Raw genomic sequence first — 23,954 nt, 5'->3', positions numbered from 1 at the left:
GTCAGAACGGCTAATCCTCGTTCGCCTTGAACCGCCCGAGCCCCTTCAGCACGAACGGCGCCACCAGCGCGATCAGCGCGATACCGAGAAGTGTCGCCGAGATCGGGCTCTGCAACAGCGTCATGGGATCGCCGAGGCTGATCGCGAGCGCGCGGCGGAGCTGGCTCTCGGCAATCGGGCCGAGGATCAGACCGACGACGACGGGCGCGATCGGGAAATCGAACCGGCGCATCAGGAAGCCAAGCACGCCGAAACCGGCAAGCATCGACAATTCCACCACCGACGGCTTTGCCGCGATGGTGCCCATGGTCGCGAACACGAGGATGCCGGCATAGAGCCACGGCTGCGGGATCGCGAGCAGCCGCACCCACAGGCCGACCAGCGGCAGGTTGAGCACCAGCAGCATCATGTTGGCGATGAAAAGACTGGCGATCAGTCCCCACACGAGGTCGGGCCGCTCGGCGAACAGCAGCGGGCCCGGATTGAGGCCGTATTGCTGGAAGCCCGCCAGCATCATCGCGGCGGTCGCCGAAGTCGGCAGACCCAGGGTCAAGAGCGGCACCAGCGTGCCGGCTGCAGAAGCGTTGTTAGCGGCTTCGGGGCCCGCAACCCCTTCGATCGCACCCTTGCCGAATTCTTCGGGGTGCTTCGTCAGCCGCTTCTCGGTCGAATAGGACAGGAAGGTCGGGATCTCCGCGCCGCCGGCCGGCAGCGCGCCGATCGGGAAGCCGAACATGGTGCCGCGTAGCCATGGCTTCCAGGACCGCTTCCAGTCCTCCTTGGTCATCCAGAGCGAGCCGCGCACCGGCTCCAGCTTCTCCTCCGTGTGGTGGCGGCGCGAGGCGACATAAAGTGCCTCGCCCACAGCGAACAGGCCGACCGCGAGCGTCGTCACCTCGACACCGTCGAGCAATTCAGGGACGCCAAATGCAAGCCGCGCCTGACCCGTCAGCTTGTCGATGCCGACGAGGCCGAGCGTCAGGCCGATGAACAGGCTGGTCAGGCCGCGGATCGGGGAATCGCCGAAGGTCGCCGACACCGTGACGAAGGCGACGCACATCAGCGCGAAATAATCCTCCGGGCCGAAGCGCACGGCGACATCGACCAGCCATGGTGCGAGGAAGGCGAGCCCAATGGTAGCGATGGTGCCGGCGACGAAGGAGCCGATTGCAGAGGTCGCAAGTGCCGGCCCGCCGCGGCCCGCCTTGGCCATCTTGTTGCCTTCGAGCGCAGTCGCCATCGAGGCGCTCTCGCCGGGCGTGTTGATCAGGATCGCCGTGGTCGATCCGCCATACATGCCGCCATAGTATATGCCGGCGAACATGATCAGCGAGCCGCCGGGGTCGAGCTTGTATGTCACCGGCAGCAGCAGCGCGACCGTCAATGCCGGGCCGATGCCGGGCAGCACGCCCACGGCCGTGCCGAGGAACACGCCGATCAGCGCGTAAAGCAGGTTCATCGGCTGGACGGCGACGGCCATGCCGTGAGCCAGCGCGGCAAAGGTATCGATCACAGCAGTCGCTCCAGCGGACCGGCAGGCAGGCTCAGCGTCAACAACCGGTCGAACGCGAGATAGATGAGGGTCGACATCACGAGAGCGATGATGGCGTCGATGAGGATGGCGCGGCGCCCGAAGGCCGCCGACGTCGTCACGAACAGCGCCGACGTCGCCAGGATGAAGCCGCCGCCAAGTCCGATGATGGCGATCAGCAGCGCGAGACCGACGAGGATCAGAACCACAGGCACCGGATCGGCGCTTTCGCGTGCCGGCAAATTGCCGCGTAGCGCGTCGACGAAATTGCCGATCGCAAGCAGCGCAAGGCCGCAGGCGACCACGACCGGCATCGCCTCCGGCCCCATCCCGTACATCGCGGTGGATTGCAGACCGCGCGCGTCCCAGACCAGCACGACGGCGAGCACCGCAAGCAATGCCGCGATGACGAGACCGGCACGGTCGACGCGCCGCGGCGGCTGGACGGGATCGCCAGACACGCGATCTTGGGTCATGACTTGACCAAGCCCACCGATTTCAGCACGTCGGTGACGCGGGCCGTCTCCTTCTTCAGGAAGTCGGCGAAAGCATCGCCGCCGAGATAGGCGTCCTCCCAGCCCTTCTGCTTGAGGATCTCCTTCCAAGCGTCAGACTTCACCATCTTCTCGACCGCATCGCTCAAGGTCTTGCGCTGCTCCGGCGTGATACCGGGAGGCGCGACCACCGAACGCCAATTGGCGATCACGAGGTCGATGCCCTGCTCCTTGAACGTGGGGATGTCGCTGCCGGCGATGCGCTTCTCCGAGGTCACGCCGATCGCGCGCAGCTTGCCGGATTTGATCTGCCCTTCATATTCGCTCAGCCCCGAAATGCCTGCCGTGACCTTGCCGCCGAGGATCGCCGCGAGCGACTCGCCGCCGCCTGAGAACGGGATGTAATTGATCTTCTTGGCGTCGGCACCGACGGCGCCCGCGAACAAGGCCGCCATTACATGGTCGACGCCGCCGGCCGAGCCGCCGGCAAAAGTGACCTTGGCGATATCCGCCTTCACCGCGGCGGCCAGGTCCTGCGCATTTTTGATCGGCGAATTGGCGGGAACCACGATCACCTGGATTTCCTCGGTGAGGCGCGCGATCGGCGTCACCTGCTCCAGCGTCACGGGCGACTTGTTCATGGCGAGCGCGCCGACCATGACGAAGCCGTTGACCATCATCTGGTTGCCGTCGCCCTTGGCGCCGTTGACGAACTGGGCGATGCCGACGCTGCCACCTGCACCGGGAACATTGGTGACCTGCACGCTGCGGGCGACGCCCGCAGCCACCAGCGCCTGCTGCATCGAGCGCGCGGTCTGGTCCCAGCCCCCGCCCGGAGCCGCCGGCGCCATCAGCTTGAGCTCGAGCTGCTGGGCAAAACCCGGATTGGCTGCCGCCAGGGTGAACGCGACGGCTGCGCCGACAAGGCGCATGGGAAATCGGAACATGAGGGCATCTCCAGGCTCATGCGGACGTTTGCCGCATTGTGTCGTTTGGTCGCATATCAACCAAAACGGCCGATGCTGTCCAGTGACATGCCTCAGGGTTTTTGGGTCAGCGGAGCGCCGGGATCACCCCGCCGAGCGCGGCCGTGAGCTCGGCCGCGACTTCCCGGACGATCCGTCCGATCTCCGGCAAGCGTTCGTCGGTGACGCGGCTGGTCATGCCGGATACGGAGATCGCGGCAAGCGGTTCGGCCAGCGCGTTGTATACCACCGCTGCGACGCAGCGCAGGCCGATCTGTGCCTCCTCATCGTCGATGGCAAAGCCCTGCTTGCGGATTTTCTCGAGCTCCCTGAACAGGTCGCTCGGGCGCACAATCGACTTCTCGGTCAGGCGCGGCATGCCGTGATGGCGGATGATGGCGCCAACATCCTCGTCTGAATAGGTTGCGAGCACCGCTTTGCCGACGCCGGAGGTCACCATGGGGACGCGGCCGCCGACCTTGGTCAGCGAGCGCATGATCTCGCGGCTCTCCATGCGGGTCAGCACGATGATGAATTCATCGTCGACCACGGCGAGATTGGCCGTCTCGCGGGTGAGATCGCGCAGCTTGCGCAAATATGGAATCGCCTGCGCGGAGAAATTGCGTCTCCGCGCAAAGCTGGCGCCAACCGTGAAGCTGCGCACGCCGACATGCCATTTGGACTCGCCACGGTCGAACTGCACGAAGCGGCGGCTTTCGAGGGTTGCGAGCAGCCGGTGCACGGTAGACGCCGACAGACCGGTGCGGATCGCGAGATCGCTGAGACGATAACCCTCGTCGTCCTCCGCCAGCGTCTCGATGATCGACAGCGCGCGGTCGACCGACTGCACGCCACCGTCGCGGCCCTCGTGGTCGGCCTCCGCGGCCGATTTTAGCTCGAGCGATTTGCGCCGGATCACGTTCTTGCTCATCGCGACCTGACCGTTCTCCTTCGCTCTATCGTCGCCTCTCCCCGCTTGCGGGGAGAGGCGAACGCAAGCTCAGAGCAGCCCTGCCCCACGCGCCCATTTGTACTTGGCGCCAAGCACCTCGACCGGCAGCTCGGTCGAGTAGGCGTAGGCCGGGATGCCATTCTGGTAGAGATATTCGGCAGCTTCCTCGACCTCGACGTCGCCGGCGAGCGAGGCGACCATCGGCTTCACAAAACCCTTGGCCTCCATCTCCTTCTTCACCTCGACCATGTTGCGGGCGAACACCATCGGCGGGGTGACGATGGTGTGCCAATAGCCGAGGATCAGCGAATGGATGCGCTCATCCGACAGGCCGAGCTTCACGGTGTTGACGTAGGTGATCGGCGGCTCGCCGCCGGTAATATCCACGGGATTGCCGGCCGCTCCAAACGGCGGGATGAACTTGCGGAAGGCCGCATCGAGATCCGGCGGCATCGACATCAGCGACAGGCCGTTGTCGACGCAGGAGTCCGACAGCAGCACGCCCGAGCCGCCGGCACCGGTGATGATCAGCACGTTCTCGCCCTTCGGCGTCGGGAGCACCGGCACGCCGCGGGCGAATTCGAGCAGCTGGCGCAGCGAGCGGGCACGGATCACGCCGGATTGCTTGAACACGTCCTCATAGATGCGATCATTGCCGGCGAGCGCGCCGGTGTGGGACGACGCCGCCTTCGCGCCAGCCGAGGTGCGGCCGGCCTTGAGCACCACGACGGGCTTCTTCTTCGAGACGCGCTTTGCGGCTTCGGCAAAGGCACGGCCGTCCTTGAGGTCCTCGCAGTGTTGCGCGATCAGGTTGGTGTTCGGGTCCTGCTCGAAGAAGGCGAGCAGATCGTCCTCGTCGATGTCGGATTTGTTGCCGAGGCCGACGATCGCCGACACACCCATTTTCGCCGAGCGCGAGAAACCGATGATCGCCATGCCGATGCCGCCCGATTGCGACGACAGCGCCGCGTGGCCCTTGACGTCGTAGGCGGTGCAGAAGGTCGCGCAGAGATTGGCGGGCGTATAATAGAAGCCGTAGATGTTCGGACCCATCAGGCGGATGTCGTACTTCTTGCCGACCTCGACGATCTCGGCCTGCAGCTCAGGCGCGCCTGCTTCAGCGAAGCCCGACGGGATCAGCACCGCGCCCGGGATCTTCTTCTCGCCGCATTCGGTCAGCGCAGCGGCGACGAATTTCGCGGGAATCGCGAACACCGCGACGTCGATCACGCCGGGCACGTCCTTGACGCTCTTGTAGGCCTTGTAGCCGAGGATCTCGGCGGCCTTGGGATGGATCGGATAGATCTCGCCCTTGTAGCCGCCGTTGATGAGGTTCTTCATCACGGAATTGCCGATCTTGCCGTCCTCCGCGGAGGCGCCGACCACGGCGACCGCCTTCGGCTGCATGATGCGGTTCATCGCCGCGACGATCTCTTCGGTCGGACGCGGCTTGGGCTTCGGCTTGTAGGCGAAGTCGACGACGATGCGGACGTCTGCGGCCGTGGCATCCTTCGGCGTTGCGAACACCGGGTTGAGGTCGAGCTCGACGATCTCGGGGAAATCGGTGACGAGCTGCGAGACTTTGACAATGACGTCAGCGAGCGCGTTCCGGTTCACCGGCTCGCCGCCGCGCACGCCCTTCAGGATTTCGTGCGCCTGGATGCCGTCGAGCATCGAGAGCGCGTCCTCCTTTGTGGCCGGCGCGAGACGGAAGGTGATGTCCTTGAGCACCTCGACCAGCACGCCGCCGAGGCCGAAGGCGACCAGCTTGCCGAACGAGCCGTCGGTGATCGAGCCGACGATGACCTCGGTGCCGCCGGCCAGCATCTGCTGGACCTGGACGCCCTCGATCTTGGCATCGGCCTTGTACTTCTTGGCGTTGCCGAGAATGGTCTCGTAAGCCTTCTCGGCATCTTCAGCCGTCTTGAGGCCGACGATGACGCCGCCGGCTTCGGTCTTGTGGAGAATGTCCGGCGAGACGATCTTCATCACCACCGGGAAGCCCATGGACGACGCCATCTTGCCGGCCTCGCCCGCCGACTTCGCCACGCCCTCCTTCGGCACCGGAATGCCGTAGGCGTCGCAGACCAGCTTGCCTTCCGGCGCCGTCAGGCTGGTGCGGTTGTCCGCCTTGACCTGGTCAAGCACCTTGCGGACGGCATCTTTGGAATTGGACATTTGGCTTCTCCCTTGACCTGAGTTCGTTCTTTTCAAAGCGCGCGCGTGCTTGCGGCTGCCGTGATGCTTGCCATCCGCCGCGCTCTGTTCCATGCGGCGGAGCGGAGTGGCATAAGGCCCAAAGACGACTACTCCGCCGGCTTGGATCAAAAATGGCTGGCGATGGCATTTGGTATGCCAGAAGCCAACTTGTCAAGCTGGTGCATGCGCCAGAACGCCGCAAAAAATGGGCAGCTTGACATTCTGGCATGTGGTATGCCAAAAACTTTCCCGTTAATATTCCTGTAAAAGACGACTCCCCACTGGAGGAGATTCGTCGTGTCACTACGGAAACCAACCAAGGCGTTGCCGAACATGGCCGAGGCAGACATCGCAATCGTTCGTATTGCCCCGGAGAGCAGCTTCAAGAACAAGGCGTATGACGCCTTGAAGGAAGCCATCCTCAAGATGGACATCTATTCGACGCCCGAGCCGGTGATGCTCGACGAGCGCGCGCTGTCCGAACGTCTCGGCGTCAGCCGCACCCCGATCCGCGAAGCGATCGCGATGCTGGAGCAGGACGGTTTCGTGAAGACGGTTCCGCGCCGCGGCATCATGGTGGTGCGCCGGACCAAGAGCGAAATCGTCGACATGATCCGCGCCTGGGCGGCGCTGGAGAGCATGGCCGCCCGCCTCATCACCACCACCGCGCGCAAGAAGGACATCACGGCGCTGCGCGACTATTTCAAGGATTTCGGCAAGGACCGCCTGCCCGAGGATCACGTCGAGGAATATTCGCGCGCCAACATCGCCTTCCACCAGGCGCTGATCTCGCTGTCGGAATCCCCGGTGCTGGTCGATCTCACCAACGATCTCCTCCTGCACGTGCGCGGCTATCGCCAGCTGACCATCGGACGCAAGGATCGCACCGCAACTTCGCTGCCCGAGCATCTCGGCATCATCGAAGCGCTGGAAGCGCGCGACACCGAGCTTGCCGAGAAGCGCGCCCGCGATCACACCCTCGGCCTTGCCGCTTACGTCGAAGCGCACGGCCAGGAACTGTTCACGTAAGCAACGTTCACCAGAAGGGCGAGCCATTCGCCCCCAAAGCCTAAACGGCACCTTGAGACCAGGGAGACAAGGCCCATGCTGAATACCGCGACCAAGTCCGAAGCACCGGGCACCGAGCAGGAACTGACGGATGGCTTCCATCTCGTCATCGACGCGCTCAAGCTGAACGGCATCAACACTATTTATAATGTGCCGGGCATCCCGATCACGGATTTGGGCCGCATGGCGCAGGCCGCGGGCATTCGCGTGATCTCGTTCCGCCACGAGCAGAACGCCGGCTACGCCGCCGGCATCGCCGGCTATCTCACCAAGAAGCCCGGCGTCTGCCTCACGGTCTCCGCGCCCGGCTTCCTCAACGGTCTCACTGCGCTCGCCCACGCCACCACCAACTGCTACCCGATGATCCTGGTCTCGGGCTCCTCGGAGCGCGAGATCGTCGACCTCCAGCAGGGCGACTACGAGGAGATGGACCAGCTCGCGATTGCGAAGCCGCTGTGCAAGGCGGCCTATCGCGTGCTGCACGCCCAGGACATCGGCATCGGCTTTGCCCGCGCCATCCGCGCCGCGGTCTCCGGCCGCCCCGGCGGCGTCTATCTCGATCTGCCGGCAAAACTGTTCGGCCAGGTCATGAACGCCGAGGCCGGCCAGAAGTCGCTGGTCAAGGTGATCGACGCGGCGCCGGCGCAGATCCCCTCGCCCGCTTCGGTCAAGCGCGCGCTCGACGTGCTCAAGAGCGCCAAGCGTCCGCTCATCATCCTCGGCAAGGGCGCGGCCTACGCGCAGGCCGATGAGGAGATCAAGAGTTTCGTCGAGAAGAGCGGCGTGCCGTTCCTGCCCATGAGCATGGCCAAGGGCCTGCTCCCGGACACGCATCCGCAATGCGCCGGCGCCGCCCGCTCGACGGTGCTGAAGGAATCCGACGTCGTCATGCTGATCGGCGCGCGGCTGAACTGGCTGCTGTCGCACGGCAAGGGCAAGAGCTGGGGCGAGGCGCCGAAGAAGTTCATCCAGGTCGACATCGAGCCGAAGGAAATGGACTCCAACGTCGAGATCGTCGCGCCCGTCGTCGGCGACATCGGCTCGGTGGTCTCCGCCTTCAACCAGGCGATGGGTGCGGGCTGGACCGCCCCGCCCGCGGAATGGACCAAGGCGATCTCGTCCAAGCGCGAAGAGAACGTCGCCAAGATGGCGCCGAAGCTCATGAACAACAAATCGCCGATGGACTATCACGGCGCGCTCGGCGTCCTGAAGAACGTCATCAAGGATTATCCCGAGGCGATCCTCGTCAACGAAGGCGCCAACACGCTCGACCTCGCCCGCGGCGTCATCGACATGTACCGCCCGCGCAAGCGTCTCGACGTCGGCACCTGGGGCGTGATGGGCATCGGCATGGGCCAGGCGATCGCGGCGGCGCTCGAGACCGGCCATCCCGTGCTCGCGGTGGAAGGCGACTCGGCGTTCGGCTTCTCCGGCATGGAGGTCGAGACCATCTGCCGCTACAACCTTCCGATCTGCGTCGTCATCTTCAACAATGACGGCATCTATCGCGGCACCGACGTCAACGGCGCGAACTCCGATCCGGCGACGACCGTGTTCGTCAAGGGCGCGCGTTACGACAAGATGATGGAGGCCTTCGGCGGCGTCGGCGTCAACGCGACCTCGCCCGACGAGCTCAAGCGCGCCGTCAACGAAGCCATGACGTCCGGCAAGCCGACGCTCATCAACGCGGTGATCGACCCGGCCGCGGGCTCGGAGAGCGGCCGCATCGGCAACCTCAATCCGCAGAGCGTTCTGCAGAAGAAGAAGTAAGTCCACCCCTCAATCCCATTACTCCCTGCGGGTGCAGGGGCAGACAGAGTACGGAGCAACACGATGACCAAAGCGCTCGAGGGCGTTCGCATTCTCGACTTCACCCACGTCCAGTCCGGGCCGACCTGCACGCAGCTGCTGGCCTGGTTCGGGGCCGACGTGATCAAGGTGGAACGCCCGGGCGTGGGTGATATCACCCGCGGCCAACTGCAGGACATCCCGAACGTGGACAGCCTGTATTTCACCATGCTCAACCACAACAAGCGCTCGATCACGCTCGACACCAAGAACCCCAAGGGCAAGGAAGTCCTGACCGAGCTGATCAAGAAGTGCGACGTGCTGGTGGAGAATTTCGGCCCCGGCGTGCTCGACCGCATGGGCTTCCCCTGGGAGAAGATCCAACAGATCAACCCGAAGATGATCGTCGCCTCGATCAAGGGTTTCGGTCCCGGACCGTACGAAGACTGCAAGGTCTACGAGAACGTCGCCCAGTGCACCGGCGGCGCCGCCTCCACCACCGGCTTCCGCGACGGCCTGCCGCTCGTCACCGGCGCGCAGATCGGCGACAGCGGCACCGGCCTGCACCTCGCGCTCGGCATCGTCACCGCGCTCTACCAGCGCACCCACAGCGGCAAGGGCCAGCGCGTCACCGCCGCGATGCAGGACGGCGTGCTCAACCTCTGTCGCGTCAAGCTGCGCGACCAGCAGCGCCTCGCCCACGGCCCGCTCAAGGAATACAGCCAGTTCGGCGAAGGCGTGCCGTTCGGCGATGCCGTGCCGCGCGCCGGCAACGATTCCGGCGGCGGCCAGCCCGGCCGCATCCTGAAGTGCAAGGGCTGGGAGACCGATCCCAACGCCTACATCTACTTCATCACCCAGGCCCCGGTCTGGGAGAAGATCTGCGACGTGATCGGCGAGCCCAGCTGGAAGACCGATCCGAACTACGCCAAGCCGGCCGCCCGCCTGCCGCGCCTGAACGAGATCTTCGCCCGCATCGAGCAATGGACGATGACGAAGACCAAGTTCGAGGCGATGGAGATCCTCAACAAGGACGACATCCCCTGCGGCCCGATCCTGTCGATGAAGGAGATCGCCGAAGACCAGTCGCTGCGCGCGACCGGCACCGTGGTCGAGGTCGACCACCCCACCCGCGGCAAGTACGTCTCGGTCGGCAACCCGATCAAGCTGTCGGACTCGCCGGCCGAAGTCACCCGTTCGCCATTGCTCGGCGAGCACACCGACGAGATCCTGCGCTCGGTGCTCGGCTTCAGCGACCATCAGGTCGCCGACATCCACAAGTCCGGCGCGCTCGACCCGCCGCAGAAGCAGGCTGCTGAGTAAGCGGGTCTGTCAGCGAACGACGAAAGGGCCGCCCGAAAGGGTGGCCCTTTTTGCTTGGGACGGCGCGCCATCGCGGGGCTCAAAATCAAAACTCGAAAACAACCCCATGCACAGTAGCCATCCCCTTGGCACGCAACGACATTTCTGATTCGACGAAAAAATCCTGGTCCGTCGGGCAAAACAGGGGTATTATGCCATGGTCGCCAGGCGGGTTACCTGCGGGCCGAGGAAGCATCACTGCCGAAGTGAAGCCGCCCAATTGGAACCAACCGGGTTGCGCCTCGTTATCTCGTGCACCAGAGCACGCTTCGAGCGCAGCCAGCCATCCGACAACAAGTCAACGCTACCGGCCCGCGAGCTGGACACGCCGGGTCCGGCGCGTTCGAGATCGCGCCCCTTCGCCGACATCGAGGTCGACATGACGAGAGATCATCCCGCGTCCCGGGCCCTGCGGGAGGCCAACAAGGCATTCAAGCCGGTCGAGACCAAGAAGCCGATGACCGACTATGCAAAGGCACAACAATCCCATCACGAAAATCGCGAGCGCCTGAAAGCGGAACGGCTGGCGCGAGAGGCCGAGCAGGGAAATCGCCGCAGATAAGGGACCGCCTGGTCGAACGCTTGAGATCGCAAGCTTCAGAGCATCGAGAGAACGATGACCCCGTCCTCGATCTCGCCGGACGCCAGCTGTGCCCGCGCGATGCGCTCGAACTCCGTCCGATATTTCTGAAGATAGCTGAAGGCCTGCTTCTGCGTCTGGAAGGTCGTCGCAAGACGGCACAGCTGTCGGCCTGAGCCGAGCGCAAGAAAGAAGGTGATGGTGCCGCCGCCATCCGGCTTGATCCTAGGCACGATCCGCACTCTTTCGCATGTGAACGGCCTCTTTCAGGTTGTCGTCTGCACCGTCGAATCCGGCTATCTCGGCAATTTCCTCGTGCGCTTCTTCGGTGCGGGCGCCGGCGACGATGCGCGAGGATTGGCATCGGCCGCTTGCTCAGCCGCTTCCTTGGCTTCACGCAGCTCGCGAAGCCGCGCCATGTTCTTGCGGATATCGACAGCGTGCCTTTCGACATCGGCGATCGCCCGCGCACCTTCTTCGGCGGCCAAGCGTTGACGCTCGGAGCGCGCGATGGATTCGGGGGACGGATCAGCCGATTTCTTGCCGCTCATCTCGTCGCGCTCGTCTTTCGTTTACCTGGCAACGGAAAGAACCCGCTCAATCCCTTACGATCGAGCGGGCTACATAGCCGTTTCAGTACATCCGTGAAACGGCCGTACCGAGCTCAAGCCAGCGAGAGATTCTCTGCGCTGACCTTGCCCCGCATCTTGTCAGTCTTGGTCTCGAAGTTGACCTTCTGGCCCTCGGCGAGACCCGCAAGACCTGCCCGCTCGACCGCGCTGATGTGAACGAACACATCGTTGCCGCCGTCGTTGGGCTGAATGAATCCAAAGCCCTTTTGGCCGTTGAACCACTTCACGGTACCTGTCGTCATTTTCTTCTCCAAAGCGCACAGACGCGCATTCCGCGTGACGATCACGCAGATCAATTCAATTCGTCGATGTCTCTGGAAAAGGAGCCCGCAGGCGCATTCAACAAGCACAGCGGCTGAACGAATGCAGCGAAGGTATACCTCATCGCGAGCACTTACAAGGCTTGAACGATATTTAATTGCGCGCCGCATTTGGCGGAACGTTTGTCATGGACCGCGCGAGCGCGAGCGCCCTGCTGCACTGCCGTCAATTTCCTCTTGAGCGGGGATCGGCCTAGACCTAGCCTGAGGCGTTTTTCAGAGAATTCATTTTCATCGAAGGAATTTGGCCATGCTTGCTGAATTCGCAGCACGACACGCAGCAGCACGAAACATCCATTATGGCTGGGTCATGGCTGCGCTGGGATTTCTCTACTCCCTGTTTGCGAGCTCGGCCCTCGGTGTTCCGAGCGTCCTGATGCGAGAGATTGCGGCTGACGTCCACGTCAGCATGGGAGAGCTGTCGGCGTCGCAAGGACTTCGCTTCGCGCTGTTTGGGCTGGTCGCGCCGTTCGCCGGCGGCTTGATGCTCCGCTATGGCCCCAGGGTCATGCTGGCAGTCGCCGGCACGCTGGCGTTGGCCGGGTTGCTGCTGACCATCGCAATGACCAACCGCTTCGAGATGTGGCTCGGACTCGGGCTCATTCTCGGTATCGCACCTGGTCTCACGGCCTTGCAACTAGCTGCCGTCATTTCGGTGCGCTGGTTCACGACCCATCGTGGATTGGTGGTCGGCCTCCTGAATGGTTCGATCGCAACCGGCACCTTGATCTTCATGCCCCTCGGGGCGTGGATCGCCGAGCATTGGGGCTGGCGCGTCGCGCTCATTCCATCAGGCCTCGGTCTCCTGCTGTCGCTCGTGCTGTTTTTGTTGTTCGGAAAGGACCGCCCCCAGGAACTGGGGCTGGCGCCGCTCGGAGAGACGGTGATGCCGCCGGTCCCCGCAAGGCCCACACAGAACTTTGCCGAGATCAGCTTCCGAGGCCTGCGCCTTGCTTCAACTCACCTCGTGTTCTGGGTGCTGGCGCTGACGTTTCTCATTTGCGGCGTTTCGAGCTATGGGCTGACCTCGACCCACTTCGTGCCGTTCTGCGGCGATCTCGGTTTGCCGGTGGTGACATCGGCGGGCTTGCTCGCCATGATTGGCGTGTTCGATCTGATCGGCACGATCGGATCGGGATGGCTGTCCGATCGCTACGACAACCGATGGCTGCTGGCGATCTACTACGGCTTTCGCGGGCTAGCGCTGATCTGGCTGGTGGAGTCGAACGCGACGCTGGGAGCGATGAGCGCATTCGCGATGCTCTACGGGCTTGACTTCATTGCGACCGTTCCGCCGACCGTCAAATTGACGGTCGGCGCGTTCGGGCGGGAGATGGGGCCGGTGATCTTCGGCTGGATTTTTGCGGCCCACCAGCTTGGCGTCGGCCTGATGGCGTTCGCGGCGGGCGTCAGCAGAGACGTGCTGGGAACGTACGTGCCCGCTTTTCTCCTCGCTGGAATCCTCTGCTTGGCGGCTGCGGCGGCGTTTACGCTGGTGAAGCGCCCGGCGCCAGCTCCGGTTCCTGCATAGCGACCTGCGCGGTGGCTCAGCGATCGCCAAACTGCCCGCGAAAAAACGGAAGGCCCTTGACGAGGGCGAGGTTCTCTCGCGTCAGGCCGAGAGAACGATAGCCGAATTATGGCTGATTGATCGGGAGCGCTTCCTGAAGCACTCTACGGGGCAACGAGAGGGAGGTCAGCATGGCACTGCTCGGCAAGGCCGCAGTCGCGATGTGGTGGAGCGTCCGCCCGGAGCAGCGCAGCGAGTTCGGCGACTGGCATTCGCACGAGCACTTTCCCGAGCGGATGAGCATTCCCGGCTTCCGGCGCGGGTCGCGATGGACCAGCACGACGGATGCCGAGGGCTTCTTCGTGCTCTACGAGCTCGAGCATTACGACGTCCTCACATCGAAAGGCTATCTCGATCGCCTCAACGCGCCGACGCCGTGGTCGACGAAGATGATGCCGCATCATCTCGGCATGATCCGCAGCCAGTGCCGGATCGTCGCCAGCTTTGGCGGCGGTGTGGCGACTTCGCTCGCCACCATCAGGCTGTCGCCGGAGGCCGGACGGGAGACCGCGCTGCAGGCGCGCCTTTCGGAAGTGCTCGACGCGTTGGCGCGGCAGCCAGGGCTGTCAGGCGCCCACCTCCTCCTCACCGACACACCCCGGATGAGCGCGCCCACCACCGAACAGCAGATCCGCGGCAAGGACGGCGCCGCCGACTGGATCGTGCTGCTGTCGGGTTACGATGCCGATGTGGTCGAACGGGCGGTGATCGCACAGCTGGCATCATCGGTGCTTCATGCGGCGGGGGCTCAGAATCGCATGACGGTCGGCCGCTACCGGCTGGCGTTCACGATGACGCCACAGGACGTGGCGGCGATTTGAGATCGAAGTGAAGCCGGCCGCCGCCTGCCTTCGGCGAGACCCCGTCGGAGCGAGCCGCTCTCTTCCGGGCTCAGCTAGCGCTTGAGCTCCTTGATGAGGTTCGTCAAGTGTGGATCCTCAGGCCGGAGGAGCGCAAGCCGCTCGGCATAACCAAGAGCTGCTTCGCTATCCCCCTTCTCCCTGCTGAAGTTCAGAGCGGCCAAGAGCAACTCCGGATTGTTCGGATGTCTGCGCAGGCTCTGGTTCAGCACGGAAAGTGCATCGTCGCGCCGGCCCATTCCGTTCAGCCCGACAGCATAGACGTAGGCGTACCGCATTTGGTCGGGATCAAGAGAGGCAGCCCGGCGCAGCTCGTCGAGCGCCTGCTCGCTGCGCTTCAGGCGCACGAGTGTCAAACCAAGCGCATGGTGGAGAGCTGCGTCCTGAGCCGACGCGGCGAGCGCTTCACGCAGGATTTTCTCCCCGTCACTGTCGCGTCCGAGTTGCCGGTACAGGTCGGACAGGTTGACGGCGGCCGCCGCAAACGAGGGATCGAGCCTGAGGGCGGCGCGGTATTCGGCCTCCGCCGCGCCGGGATTGGCCTGGCGCAGGAAGAAGTTGCCGAGCGCCGTTCGCGAATCCGGCCGATCCGCATTCAGCTTCTGCGCAGCGACGAATTCGGCCGCCGCCCGCGTGAACTTGTCGCGATCGGCCGCCGGCCGGCGCGAGGGCGGCACGGCAGCCAGAAGCTCGGCCGCGCGAATGCGCACGCCCCGCACGGGATCGCCCAGCAGCTGCGCGGCGAGCGGCCAGAGCTGATCGGCGGGCACGCCTTCGAGCCGATCGAGCGCGCCGAGCCTCACGAGCGGATCGGAATCGGAAAGCCCATGCCGGACCAAATCGAGAACCGGTGCCGGGAGCTCCACCAACGCGCTGGCGCGGACGATACCGGGAACGTCAGCCGAACCGGCGATTGCGGCGAGCTGCGCTTGCGCGTCAGCAGCTTCGCTCCAGGCCGCATGAAACGCCCGCGCATAGGTCTGGTGACCGCGCCGTTCCGGCCCGAACCAATCCTCGATCTGACGCGCTGCCCAGGCCGCCGGCTTGTCGCGATGGCAGTCGTTGCAGGCATTCGGTGCGCCCGTCTGCACCGAGAGATCGGGACGCGGAACGCGGAAGCCGTGGTCGTGGCGGCGGTCGACCACCATGTAACGGCGTTCCGGCATGTGGCAGGACGCGCAGCTCGGTTGCGGCGAGATATCGGCATGATGCCGGTGCGCTACGGATTCATATTTGGCGGGCGCATGGCACTGCAAACAGACGCCGTCTCCGGGCGCCTTCAACGTTGCGCTGTGCGGGTCGTGGCAGTCGCTGCAGGTGACGCCCTTGGCGAACATCCTGCTCTGCTTGAACGGCGCATAATTGTAGGTCTCCTCGTCGTCGCGCATCTGGCCGTCGGCATGAAAGCGCTGGCGGTCGAGCAGCGATACGCGGTGTGTGTCGGAGAGCGGTCGGCCCGGTATCCAGCCTTCCGAAAGCTGCCCGCGGCGCGCGTGGCAGCGCCCGCAGGTCTCGACCTCCTTGCGCAGGCCAGGTGGCGGCGCGCTACGTATGGGCGTCAATTTGTCCGCGGACGCGGCCCAGGTGATGCCCGTGCGCTCGTCGAAGCGGACCAGCAGGCCGTCGTCGGCAGCGCGCGCCGCCGGCTTGCCGCGTGCCCATGCGACATGCCGCGAGCCCGCGCCATGGCAGGCCTCGCAACCGACGCTGATCTCCGAAAACGTGGTCACGAACCTGTCCTTGTCGGAATCATAGCCCTTGTGCACGTTGGTCGAGTGGCACTCCGCGCACATGAAATTCCAGTTCTGGTTCAATTTCGTCCAGTGCAGGGGATCGCCGCTCGTGATGGCGCTGTCCGGGTAAAGATGAAACCAGCGCTGACCGCCCTGCTCTTTCGGCCGCGTGTCCCAGGCGATGGACAGAGCCTGGACACGACCATCAGAGAACTCGACCAGATATTGCTGCAGCGGGTCGAGGCCGAAGGTGTATTTCACCTCGAAGGTCTCGAGCTTGCCGTCTGGACCATCCGTCTCGACCAGGAACTTGTTGCCCTTGCGGAAGAAGCGCGAGCGGGTGCTGGCGTAGTCGAAAATCGCGTCGATGAAATCGCCGCGCACGGATTGCGCAGTCGCATGATCCATGGCGTGGCGATGTTGCGACATCTGCCAGAGTTTCGTCTCTGCCGGATGGCAACCGGCACAGGACTGGCTCCCGACGAACGCCAACTCGGCAGACGCTGACGTCTGGATGGGAGCTTTCGATGGTTCGAACCACAGCAGTGCGAAGGCAATCGCGGCGACGACGGCGCTCGCGCCCACGATCCAGCGCCTTGGGGCGCCGCGAGTGACTTGCAGCGGCTGCGGCCCGTGCTGCGCCGGTTCGGGCGCCTGCGCCTTGCGGAGCTTATCCTTCTTGCGGTTCCTTCGCGAGCCTCGTGCCACGTCCGCTTACCGCCCCCGCCACTCCGCTTACACGTGAAGGTCATTGTCGTGGAGCGCAATTCTGGCTTCACGTGCCAGGTCGACCAGGGCGGCGCTGAACATCAGCATGGCCGCCATGAACAGGATCGCCACGCCATATTCGTGTGCGATCTGAAGCAGCGCGCTGACGAACGCAACGAAGATGATGAGTGCCGTCAGGATCGCCGCGACAATAGAACAGAACAGCGACCGGTTGAGAAGCCGCGCCCGTTCCCGAAGCCGCGGAAGATCGGCCTTCAGGAATGCTCTTGCAGAATCGCCAGCGGGAATGCCGTGAATGAACTGCGAGCGATCGATCACCCGGTTGATCCGCGAGATCACGACCGAGATGAACGCAGCAACCGCACCGAGCAGAAAAGCCGGAGCCGCGACATTGGCGATGATGCGAGCAAGCTCGTCGATCGACGGTGTAATCGGGATCAGATCGGTGACGCTTTGCATTTTACCGCCGTTCGGTGCTGGCGCGCCTCGTCAGCGCAACGGCTCGACCTTTGCGGCCATGTCCGGCGCGCGGCTCACCCGATAGCTCGCATTGCTGCATTTGAGCACCCAGACCGCATGATCGGCCCGCGAGCGCGCGGTGTCCTTCGTCGCGCCGAGCGCCTTGTCACACGTGAACCCCTGCGATCGGATCTGTGCGGCGAGCATGCTCTGCACCGTCTCCGCCGTGCCCTGAGCCGCGGCGGCACCGAAAGGCAAGGCGTCGATCAGCGCAAGCGCTGCAAGGAAAATCCAGCGACCGCTTTTCATAGATCTCTCCGATTGTGCATCGCGAGCATTGGCCGGGAAGCCGATTGGCTTCCCGGCGGTCTCGCGCCGAGCTATTGGCGGGCACACTCCTGGACGAACCTGACGCGGTCCACCATACCAAGACCTTTCGCTTCGGCCTGTTTGCGACAACCTTCTCGCTTGTCGATCCGAAGCTGGATCTTTTCGACAAGGTTCAGGCCAACGGTGCCCACCTGTGTCCCGGATGAAGCAGTCTGTCCGTCGTCGGCGGTTGGCCCATCACCGGCGGCGCGGGCGGCCTCCTGCAGACGCTTGACATCGTCCGGGCTCAGCTTGGGCCGGTCTATGTCCAGCGTAAGCCTGTTGATCTTTCCGGTGAAGACGAATGGTGCCTGATAGTCGTTGTCGTCCACCGGCGTGCCGGTGTCTGAGCCGATGTCGAATGCCTCGTCCCATTGCAGGATGAACGGCAAAGTGTGCTCCATCTTCTCCGTGGACACCGCCTTGCCATCGACCTTCAGGGTGCCGGTGCCGCCTTGCCCGATGCCGGTGTAGTTGCCGAACACCATGGTGCCCGCACCAAGACCATCGTACTTGAAGTCGAACTCGATGAGGTGCTTGCCCGGTGCGAGTTCGGGCCCTTCCCAACGCACGCGCTTGAGATCGACGAGGTTCCAGGTGAACACAGGCTTGTTCTTCAGGACGTAGAGGCCATAGCCGCCAAACCGGCCTCCCTGGGTCACCAGCACGCCCTCGGCACCTCCTTGCGGAATGTCTACGTCAACCTTGAAGTTGTAGGAGGAGTTGAGCAAGCTCGGCGCATCACCATTCGGCGTGCCGGTCATCGGTCGCGTCCAGGCAAAGCTTGTGCGGCCGGCACTGAGACTCGGACGCGGAGTGATCATGCGCGCGGCCACCGTCGAGTCGAGTGGCAGCACCTGATACTTTTCCGCCTCCTTCCAAAACAGCGCCTGCAACTCTTTCAGCTTGTCCGGATTCTTGGCGGCGACGTCCTCAGCCTGTGTCCAGTCGTTGCGCAGGTCATAGAGCTCCCAGGGGTAGTCGCCCGGGCTCGGCAGTTTCGCGACGGTCACCCACGGCGGCCGCAAGACCTTCGTGCTGGCGATCCAGCCGTCATTGTATATCGCTCGATCGGCGAACATCTCGAAATACTGAGTCGTGTGCGTCGAGGCCACGTTCGCATTCTTCGCATCGAACGTGTACATCATGCTGACGCCTTCGATCGGGCTCTGCTTGATACCGTCGACGAGGTCCGGCTGCTTGATCTTCGCCGCCTCGAGAATTGTCGGTACGACGTCGATGACATGGTGGAACTGATGGCGGATGCCACCCTTGTCCTTGATCACTTCCGGCCAGGAAATCGCCATGCCCTGGCGCGTGCCACCGAAGTGGGAGACGATCTGCTTCGTCCAGGAGAAGGGCGTGTCGAACGCCCAGGCCCAGCCGATCGACATGTGATTGTAGGTGCGGTCGGTGCCCCAGACGTCGTAGAAATATTTGAGCTGGTCCTCGACCGACGGCGTGATCTGGTTGAACATCGCCACTTCGTTCGGCGTGCCGTTGGGTTGCCCCTCCGCGCTCGTCCCGTTGTCCCCCTCGATATAGATGATGAGAGTGTTGTCGAGCTTGCCCATATCCTGGATGGACTGGATCACGCGGCCGATTTCGTTGTCAGCGTATGCGACAAAGGCGGCGAATACGTCAGCCTGGCGGATGAACAGCTTCTTCTCGTCGGCCGAGAGCTGATCCCATTCCTTGATCAGATCCTTCGGCCACGGGGTCATCTTCGCATTCTGCGGAATGACGCCGAGCCGCTTCTGGTTCTCGAAGATCGTGTCGCGCAGCTTGTTCCAGCCCTGGTCGAACAAGTGCATGTCGCCGATCTTCTTCACCCACTCCGGCGTCGGGTGATGCGGGGCATGGGTCGCGCCGGGCGCGAATTTCACGAAGAACGGCGTATCCGGCGACAGCGCGTTCATGCGATTGACATAGTCGATGGCCTCGTCAGCCATCGCCGTCACCAGATTCCAGCCGGGCTTTCCTTCGTAGGGATAGATCGGCGTGGTATTGCGGACGAGATTGCCAGGCTGCCATTGGTTGGTGTCGCCGCCCATGAAGCCGTAGAAATATTCAAAGCCCATGCCGGTTGGCCACTGGTCGAACGGACCTGCCTGGCTCGCCTGGTATTCCGGCGTATTGTGGTTCTTGCCGAACCACGCTGTGCGATAGCCGTTATCGGAAAGGATCCGTCCGATCGTCGCCTTGTCCTTGGTGATGATGCTGTCGTAGCCGGGGAAGCCGGTGGCCTGTTCGGCGATCACGCCGTAACCCACCGAGTGATGGTTACGCCCGGTGATGAGTGCCGCGCGCGTTGGTGAGCATAGCGCGGTCGAATGGAAATTCGTGTAGCGCAATCCGTTCTGCGCGATGCGATCGAGCGCCGGCGTGGGGATCACGCCGCCGAACGTCGAGGGTACGCCATAGCCGGCATCGTCAGTGATGATCAGCAGCACGTTCGGCGCGCCCTTGGGCGGCACCACGCGCGAGGGCCAGAAAGGTGTCGAATTGCGCGCATCGCGCTCGATTTTTCCGCCGAATTTTTGCGGCGGGGGCGGAAGCTGGTCGCCGGGGATGGTGATGGTTGCCGCGGGTGAGCCGGGTGGCGGCGCCGCTTGTTGTGCCTGCTGTGCGAATGCCGGCGCCGAGAACGAAAGGATCAATGCGACAATATGAAAGGATCGGGCAGTGCTCATTGCAATTCCTCGCCTTCAAATGAGGCACCATCATTTTCCGGCGACCAGCAAAAGGGATTGATATGGATCAACGGATCAAGAGAACGGATCAGAAGCGGGGATATTGCAGACAGAGGCGTGGCGTTCTTCCGTAAATTCCCGCAACTCCGTCTCCAGCGCGCTGGTATCATGACGCTGCATTGTTGTTGTCTTGCTACACCTGATTGCAAAGTATTCCCGGCTCTTCGGCAGCTATGGCAAGCCCGCCCGACCGGGTCATATGATCAGCAACATTTCAGGCGCTCCCACTGAGCGAAGCTCGTGGTTCGGGAGGAGACATCATGCGATTGGCGAAAGCTTTTGCCGCTATTGCAATTGCGGCCTTGGTAGCAATCTTGGCATCAATACCGACCAAGTCCGTGGCCGACGAAAGCGGCATCAGCTTCTGGATCCCGGGCATCTTCGGCAGCCTCGCTGCCACACCTCAGCAACCGGGCTGGACCGCCGCCGCGGTCTACTATCACACCTCGGTGTCCGCCGGCGGTGACGTGGCGCGAGCGCGCGAAATCCAGATCGGCCGTATCCCTGCAAACTTGACCGCCACGGTGAGCGCGAACGTCAATGCAAGCGTGGACCTTGGCCTTTTGAATGCGACCTATGTCTTTGCAACGCCTGTCCTGGGCGGTCAGGCTTCGGCCAGCCTGATCGGGATCTACGGCGCCAATACCACTTCGCTCGATGGATCCGTGACAGGCACACTTGCACTGCCGGGTGGGGTTTCGATTCCTTTCGCGCGCACTGATTCCATCAGCGATTCCATCAGCGGCTTCGGTGATGTGATCCCGCAATTCGCGCTGCGCTGGAATGCCGGGGTCAACAACTACATGACCTACGTCATGGGTGACATCCCGGTCGGCGCTTACCAGTCGAACCGGCTCGCCAATATCGGGCTTGGACATGGTGCGATCGACGCGGGAGGCGGCTACACCTATTTCAATCCGCAGACCGGACATGAGCTGTCCGGCGTGCTCGGCTTCACCTACAATTTCAAGAACACCGATACGCAGTATCAGAGTGGCGTGGACATGCACTTCGACTGGGGCGCGTCCCAGTTCCTGAGCAAGCAGGTGCAGGTGGGTCTCGTCGGCTATCTCTACCAGCAGCTCGGCTGCGACAGCGGATCCGGCGATCGCGTCGGCTGCTTCCGCTCGCGGGTGGGCGGGATCGGCCCGCAGATCGGGTTCATCTTCCCGGTCGGCGACAAGCAGGGCTACCTGAATTTCAAGGGCTACAAGGAATTTGCCGCCGAAAACCGTCCCGAGGGCTGGAACGCGTGGGTGACGTTCGTGATTTCGCCGGCGGCACCGCCGCCCGCGGTGACGCCGACGAAGCACGTCATCACCAAGTGACGGGCGTTCACGATGAGGCCCTTGGCGTAGCTTCTGTCTAGCCGCTCGGGCCAGACCATCTGCCGCCGGCGTTCCCGACAAAAAATCAGCAAGCGCGTGTCGGATCGGCGGCTTGCCCGTCGTCCTCGTGACATGAATGGGCCATAGACGCCGAACTCGGGCCCATCAACACTGAGGATAACAACCATGCCCAATACCGTCCGCCTGCACCGCGTTCTCGCCACCAGCCCGGAGAAGGTCTACCGCGCGTTCCTGGAAGCCGATGCGATGGCGAAATGGCTTCCGCCGAACGGCTTCACCTGCACCGTGCATCATTTCGAGCCCAAGGTCGGCGGCACGTTCAAGATGTCGTTCCGGAATTTCACCACGGGCAACAGCCATTCGTTCGGCGGCGAGTTCGTCGAGCTCGTGCCCGGCGAGCGCCTCCGCTACACCGACAAGTTCGACGATCCCAATCTGCCGGGTCTGATCGAAGTGACCGTGACGCTGAAGAAGGTTTCGGTCGGCACCGAGATCGACATCACGCAGGCCGGCATCCCCGACATCATCCCGCCGGAAGCCTGTTATCTCGGCTGGCAGGAATCGCTGCGCAATCTGGCAAAGCTCGTCGAGCCGGAGATCAACCAGTAGCGACCAGATCGGGATTGTCGGGTGGGCAAAGCCCAGCGCCCGCCGATGCTCTCTCGACCTTGGAAGACGGTGGGCACGGTGCTCTGCGCCATTGCCCACCCACGGCACCCGCGTGTGCGGCCTTGATGTGCGTCAAGCCGTCGGAAGGACAATGCGGTAGGAGCAGAAGTCTTCCCTGCGCGCGTCGGAGGCGAAATGATGCGATCTGCTGTCGAATGGTTGATCCTTGCCGGTCTTGCCGCCGGTTTCGCCACCGCCGCCAAGGGCGAAGACGTCGATATCGGCAAGGCGGAATTTCAGTCTTCCTGCGCGAGCTGTCATGGCGCCGATGCAAGGGGCAATGGTCCCGTCGGCAGCCAGCTCAAGACCCGGCCTTCCGACCTGACCCTGTTGGCCAAGACCAACAACGGGGTGTTTCCCACCAACGCCGTCTACGAAACCATATACGGGTCGAAATCGGTCCCGGCGCACGGCACCCGCGAAATGCCGATCTGGGGCGAGCGGTTCAACCCCATCGTCAGCCTCCCTCACGCCGTCGATTCCTATTACTGGCAAAAGGCCGGGCCGCAGCAGAACCCGGAGGTCGTCGTGCGGACCCGGATTCTCGCGGTGATCGACTACCTGAACCGAATTCAGCAGAAATAGCGGTCGAACCGCGAAAGGCCGCAGGTGTCGGCGGCCTCGTGATCGAGCCGACTCCGAGGAAGCAGGCTGTTCGACAGCAGATCAGAAATGAAAGTTCACACCTGCGCGCACGACGTGAAAGTCGACACGCGCGGAATTGGCATTGAACGACGCCGGCGTGTCTGCCGCCGACACGACCGCGTTTGCGGTGAGGCGGAGACCGTCGCCGCCAAGATTGACGTACTGGTATTCAAGCTTGGCGGTCCAGTTGCGCGAGAACATCCACTCGCCTCCGGCACCGGCCGTCCAGCCGGTACGGATCGATGACGATGAGCCGGCGAAGCACGTCGAGTTCGTCGTACATTGGAGCGACACGCCGCCGACCGCGGCGCCGAAGGGCGCAGCGAACGGACCGTTGGTGGAGTAGTCGCCGCTGCTCGTAACCTTTCCATAGGCAAGACCGCCGGTCGCGAACAGCAAGACGTCGGCACGCGGCAACCATCCGATTCGGCCGCGCAAGGTGCCATACCACTCGACCTTTTGCTGTTCGGCGACGGTCTGGGTGAAGGTCAAGCCCGGCAGTTGCTGAATGAAGGACGTGCTGCTCCCCGAACCCTTCAAACCCGAACCGTTGAGATCGGCTTCGATTCCCAGCAACCAACCCCGTTGGATCTGCCAATTATAACCCGCGTCGATCCCGCCGACGACGCCGCTCATATTGAAGCTGTTTGGAGAAATCGGTTGGGTTCCTGCAAAGACAAACCCTCCGCTCACCACCGCCGCTGCGGCCCCATCGTTCGCTGCGTAGGTGACATCACGATTGGCCCACGCGCCACCAATCTGACCGCCGACATAAAAGCCGGTCCAGGTTGGAGGCGCGGCGATCGGCGCCTTCGCGACCAGGTCGGCCGCCCCCACCGGAACTGAAACAAGCAAGCTTAAGCCGGAAATGCCCGCAGCAATTGCCTTGATCACGACCTCGTCCCCCGTTGCCAACAGCACTACCAC

24 protein-coding genes are annotated in these 23,954 nt (G+C 63.5%); 10 read left to right on the top strand and 14 right to left on the bottom strand.

Going from position 1 to position 23,954, the window contains the following annotated elements; all coding sequences use genetic code 11:
* Nucleotides 1-10 precede the first annotated feature (10 nt).
* From BDOA9_RS17190 to BDOA9_RS17170, 5 genes are all read right to left on the bottom strand, one after another.
* A complete protein-coding gene (locus BDOA9_RS17190; protein WP_192859656.1) occupies nt 11-1,480 on the bottom strand; it encodes a tripartite tricarboxylate transporter permease in 1,470 nt (489 codons plus the stop codon).
* A gap of 29 nt (nt 1,481-1,509) precedes the next feature.
* The gene (locus BDOA9_RS17185; RefSeq protein ID WP_025035193.1) at nt 1,510-2,007 is read right to left on the bottom strand and encodes a tripartite tricarboxylate transporter TctB family protein; all 498 of its coding nucleotides are present in this window, start codon (nt 2,005-2,007) and stop codon (nt 1,510-1,512) included.
* On the bottom strand, nt 2,004-2,972 hold the full coding sequence (locus tag BDOA9_RS17180) for a Bug family tripartite tricarboxylate transporter substrate binding protein (protein WP_025035192.1): 969 nt from the start codon (nt 2,970-2,972) through the stop codon (nt 2,004-2,006). The genes BDOA9_RS17185 and BDOA9_RS17180 overlap by 4 nt, the downstream gene beginning before the upstream one ends.
* Before the next feature lie 106 nt (nt 2,973-3,078).
* Nucleotides 3,079-3,921: an IclR family transcriptional regulator gene (locus tag BDOA9_RS17175; protein ID WP_025035191.1), complete on the bottom strand. Its 843-nt coding sequence runs from the start codon at nt 3,919-3,921 to the stop codon at nt 3,079-3,081.
* A 69-nt stretch (nt 3,922-3,990) separates the two neighbouring features.
* Nucleotides 3,991-6,120: an acetate--CoA ligase family protein gene (locus tag BDOA9_RS17170; protein ID WP_025035190.1), complete on the bottom strand. Its 2,130-nt coding sequence runs from the start codon at nt 6,118-6,120 to the stop codon at nt 3,991-3,993.
* 63 nt (nt 6,121-6,183) lie between these two features.
* Between BDOA9_RS17170 and BDOA9_RS17165 the strand changes: the two genes are divergently transcribed.
* The 5 genes from BDOA9_RS17165 to BDOA9_RS17145 all read left to right on the top strand — a co-directional run bounded on the left by BDOA9_RS17165 (nt 6,184) and on the right by BDOA9_RS17145 (nt 10,921).
* Nucleotides 6,184-6,408 carry a hypothetical protein gene (locus BDOA9_RS17165; protein ID WP_025035189.1) on the top strand — a complete coding sequence of 75 codons (225 nt, stop codon included), beginning with the start codon at nt 6,184-6,186 and terminating at the stop codon, nt 6,406-6,408.
* A gap of 66 nt (nt 6,409-6,474) precedes the next feature.
* Nucleotides 6,475-7,170 (top strand): GntR family transcriptional regulator, encoded by a 696-nt coding sequence (locus BDOA9_RS17160; RefSeq protein WP_157282741.1) that lies wholly within the window; start codon nt 6,475-6,477, stop codon nt 7,168-7,170.
* Nucleotides 7,171-7,245: 75 nt separating this feature from the next.
* Entirely contained in the window at nt 7,246-8,979 is a 1,734-nt protein-coding gene (gene oxc / locus BDOA9_RS17155; protein WP_025035187.1) for an oxalyl-CoA decarboxylase, read from the top strand.
* A 63-nt stretch (nt 8,980-9,042) separates the two neighbouring features.
* Complete coding sequence (gene frc / locus BDOA9_RS17150; RefSeq protein WP_025035186.1) at nt 9,043-10,320, top strand: formyl-CoA transferase; 1,278 nt, start codon at nt 9,043-9,045, stop codon at nt 10,318-10,320.
* 418 nt (nt 10,321-10,738) lie between these two features.
* On the top strand, nt 10,739-10,921 hold the full coding sequence (locus BDOA9_RS17145) for a hypothetical protein (protein ID WP_025035185.1): 183 nt from the start codon (nt 10,739-10,741) through the stop codon (nt 10,919-10,921).
* Nucleotides 10,922-10,956: 35 nt separating this feature from the next.
* Here the strand turns inward: BDOA9_RS17145 and BDOA9_RS17140 are convergent, their stop codons facing one another.
* The 4 genes from BDOA9_RS17140 to BDOA9_RS38850 form a co-directional block, all read right to left on the bottom strand.
* Nucleotides 10,957-11,181, bottom strand: a complete 225-nt coding sequence (locus BDOA9_RS17140) for a hypothetical protein (RefSeq protein WP_025035184.1) — start codon at nt 11,179-11,181, stop codon at nt 10,957-10,959.
* Nucleotides 11,182-11,235: 54 nt separating this feature from the next.
* The gene (locus BDOA9_RS17135) at nt 11,236-11,490 is read right to left on the bottom strand and encodes a hypothetical protein (protein ID WP_025035183.1); all 255 of its coding nucleotides are present in this window, start codon (nt 11,488-11,490) and stop codon (nt 11,236-11,238) included.
* A gap of 113 nt (nt 11,491-11,603) precedes the next feature.
* Complete coding sequence (locus BDOA9_RS17130; protein ID WP_025035182.1) at nt 11,604-11,813, bottom strand: cold-shock protein; 210 nt, start codon at nt 11,811-11,813, stop codon at nt 11,604-11,606.
* Nucleotides 11,814-11,965: 152 nt separating this feature from the next.
* Nucleotides 11,966-12,178 carry a hypothetical protein gene (locus BDOA9_RS38850; RefSeq protein ID WP_192859671.1) on the bottom strand — a complete coding sequence of 71 codons (213 nt, stop codon included), beginning with the start codon at nt 12,176-12,178 and terminating at the stop codon, nt 11,966-11,968.
* Between BDOA9_RS38850 and BDOA9_RS17125 the strand changes: the two genes are divergently transcribed.
* Both BDOA9_RS17125 and BDOA9_RS17120 read left to right on the top strand, forming a co-directional pair.
* The gene (locus tag BDOA9_RS17125; protein ID WP_025035181.1) at nt 12,142-13,422 is read left to right on the top strand and encodes an MFS transporter; all 1,281 of its coding nucleotides are present in this window, start codon (nt 12,142-12,144) and stop codon (nt 13,420-13,422) included. The two genes, BDOA9_RS38850 and BDOA9_RS17125, sit on opposite strands and share 37 nt — an antisense overlap.
* A 170-nt stretch (nt 13,423-13,592) precedes the next feature.
* Nucleotides 13,593-14,282, top strand: a complete 690-nt coding sequence (locus BDOA9_RS17120) for a hypothetical protein (protein WP_025035180.1) — start codon at nt 13,593-13,595, stop codon at nt 14,280-14,282.
* Between the two features lie 74 nt (nt 14,283-14,356).
* On the opposite strand, the gene BDOA9_RS17115 is transcribed toward BDOA9_RS17120, so the two are convergent.
* From BDOA9_RS17115 to BDOA9_RS17100, 4 genes are all read right to left on the bottom strand, one after another.
* A complete protein-coding gene (locus tag BDOA9_RS17115) occupies nt 14,357-16,483 on the bottom strand; it encodes a tetratricopeptide repeat protein (RefSeq protein ID WP_244521486.1) in 2,127 nt (708 codons plus the stop codon).
* 306 nt (nt 16,484-16,789) lie between these two features.
* On the bottom strand, nt 16,790-17,242 hold the full coding sequence (locus BDOA9_RS17110; RefSeq protein WP_042336162.1) for a DUF2721 domain-containing protein: 453 nt from the start codon (nt 17,240-17,242) through the stop codon (nt 16,790-16,792).
* Nucleotides 17,243-17,272: 30 nt separating this feature from the next.
* Nucleotides 17,273-17,551, bottom strand: a complete 279-nt coding sequence (locus BDOA9_RS17105) for a hypothetical protein (protein ID WP_025035177.1) — start codon at nt 17,549-17,551, stop codon at nt 17,273-17,275.
* A 71-nt stretch (nt 17,552-17,622) separates the two neighbouring features.
* On the bottom strand, nt 17,623-20,304 hold the full coding sequence (locus tag BDOA9_RS17100) for an arylsulfatase (RefSeq protein ID WP_025035176.1): 2,682 nt from the start codon (nt 20,302-20,304) through the stop codon (nt 17,623-17,625).
* A gap of 320 nt (nt 20,305-20,624) precedes the next feature.
* Here BDOA9_RS17100 and BDOA9_RS17095 point away from each other — a divergent pair, with 320 nt between their 5' ends.
* The 3 genes from BDOA9_RS17095 to BDOA9_RS17085 all read left to right on the top strand — a co-directional run bounded on the left by BDOA9_RS17095 (nt 20,625) and on the right by BDOA9_RS17085 (nt 22,967).
* Nucleotides 20,625-21,692, top strand: coding sequence for a SphA family protein (locus tag BDOA9_RS17095; protein WP_063174958.1), 1,068 nt, complete (start codon nt 20,625-20,627; stop codon nt 21,690-21,692).
* A 186-nt stretch (nt 21,693-21,878) separates the two neighbouring features.
* On the top strand, nt 21,879-22,322 hold the full coding sequence (locus BDOA9_RS17090; RefSeq protein WP_025035174.1) for an SRPBCC family protein: 444 nt from the start codon (nt 21,879-21,881) through the stop codon (nt 22,320-22,322).
* A 219-nt stretch (nt 22,323-22,541) separates the two neighbouring features.
* Complete coding sequence (locus tag BDOA9_RS17085; protein ID WP_244521485.1) at nt 22,542-22,967, top strand: c-type cytochrome; 426 nt, start codon at nt 22,542-22,544, stop codon at nt 22,965-22,967.
* Nucleotides 22,968-23,048: 81 nt separating this feature from the next.
* Here BDOA9_RS17085 and BDOA9_RS17080 read toward each other — a convergent pair whose 3' ends face one another.
* Entirely contained in the window at nt 23,049-23,921 is an 873-nt protein-coding gene (locus BDOA9_RS17080; protein ID WP_192859575.1) for an outer membrane protein, read from the bottom strand.
* Nucleotides 23,922-23,954: the final 33 nt, after the last annotated feature.

It is taken from the genome of Bradyrhizobium sp. DOA9 (assembly GCF_000617845.2).
In the GTDB taxonomy this organism is placed as follows: domain Bacteria; phylum Pseudomonadota; class Alphaproteobacteria; order Rhizobiales; family Xanthobacteraceae; genus Bradyrhizobium.
Note: the sequence above shows the minus strand (reverse complement) of the source record. Positions and strands in the feature narration are given on the sequence as shown.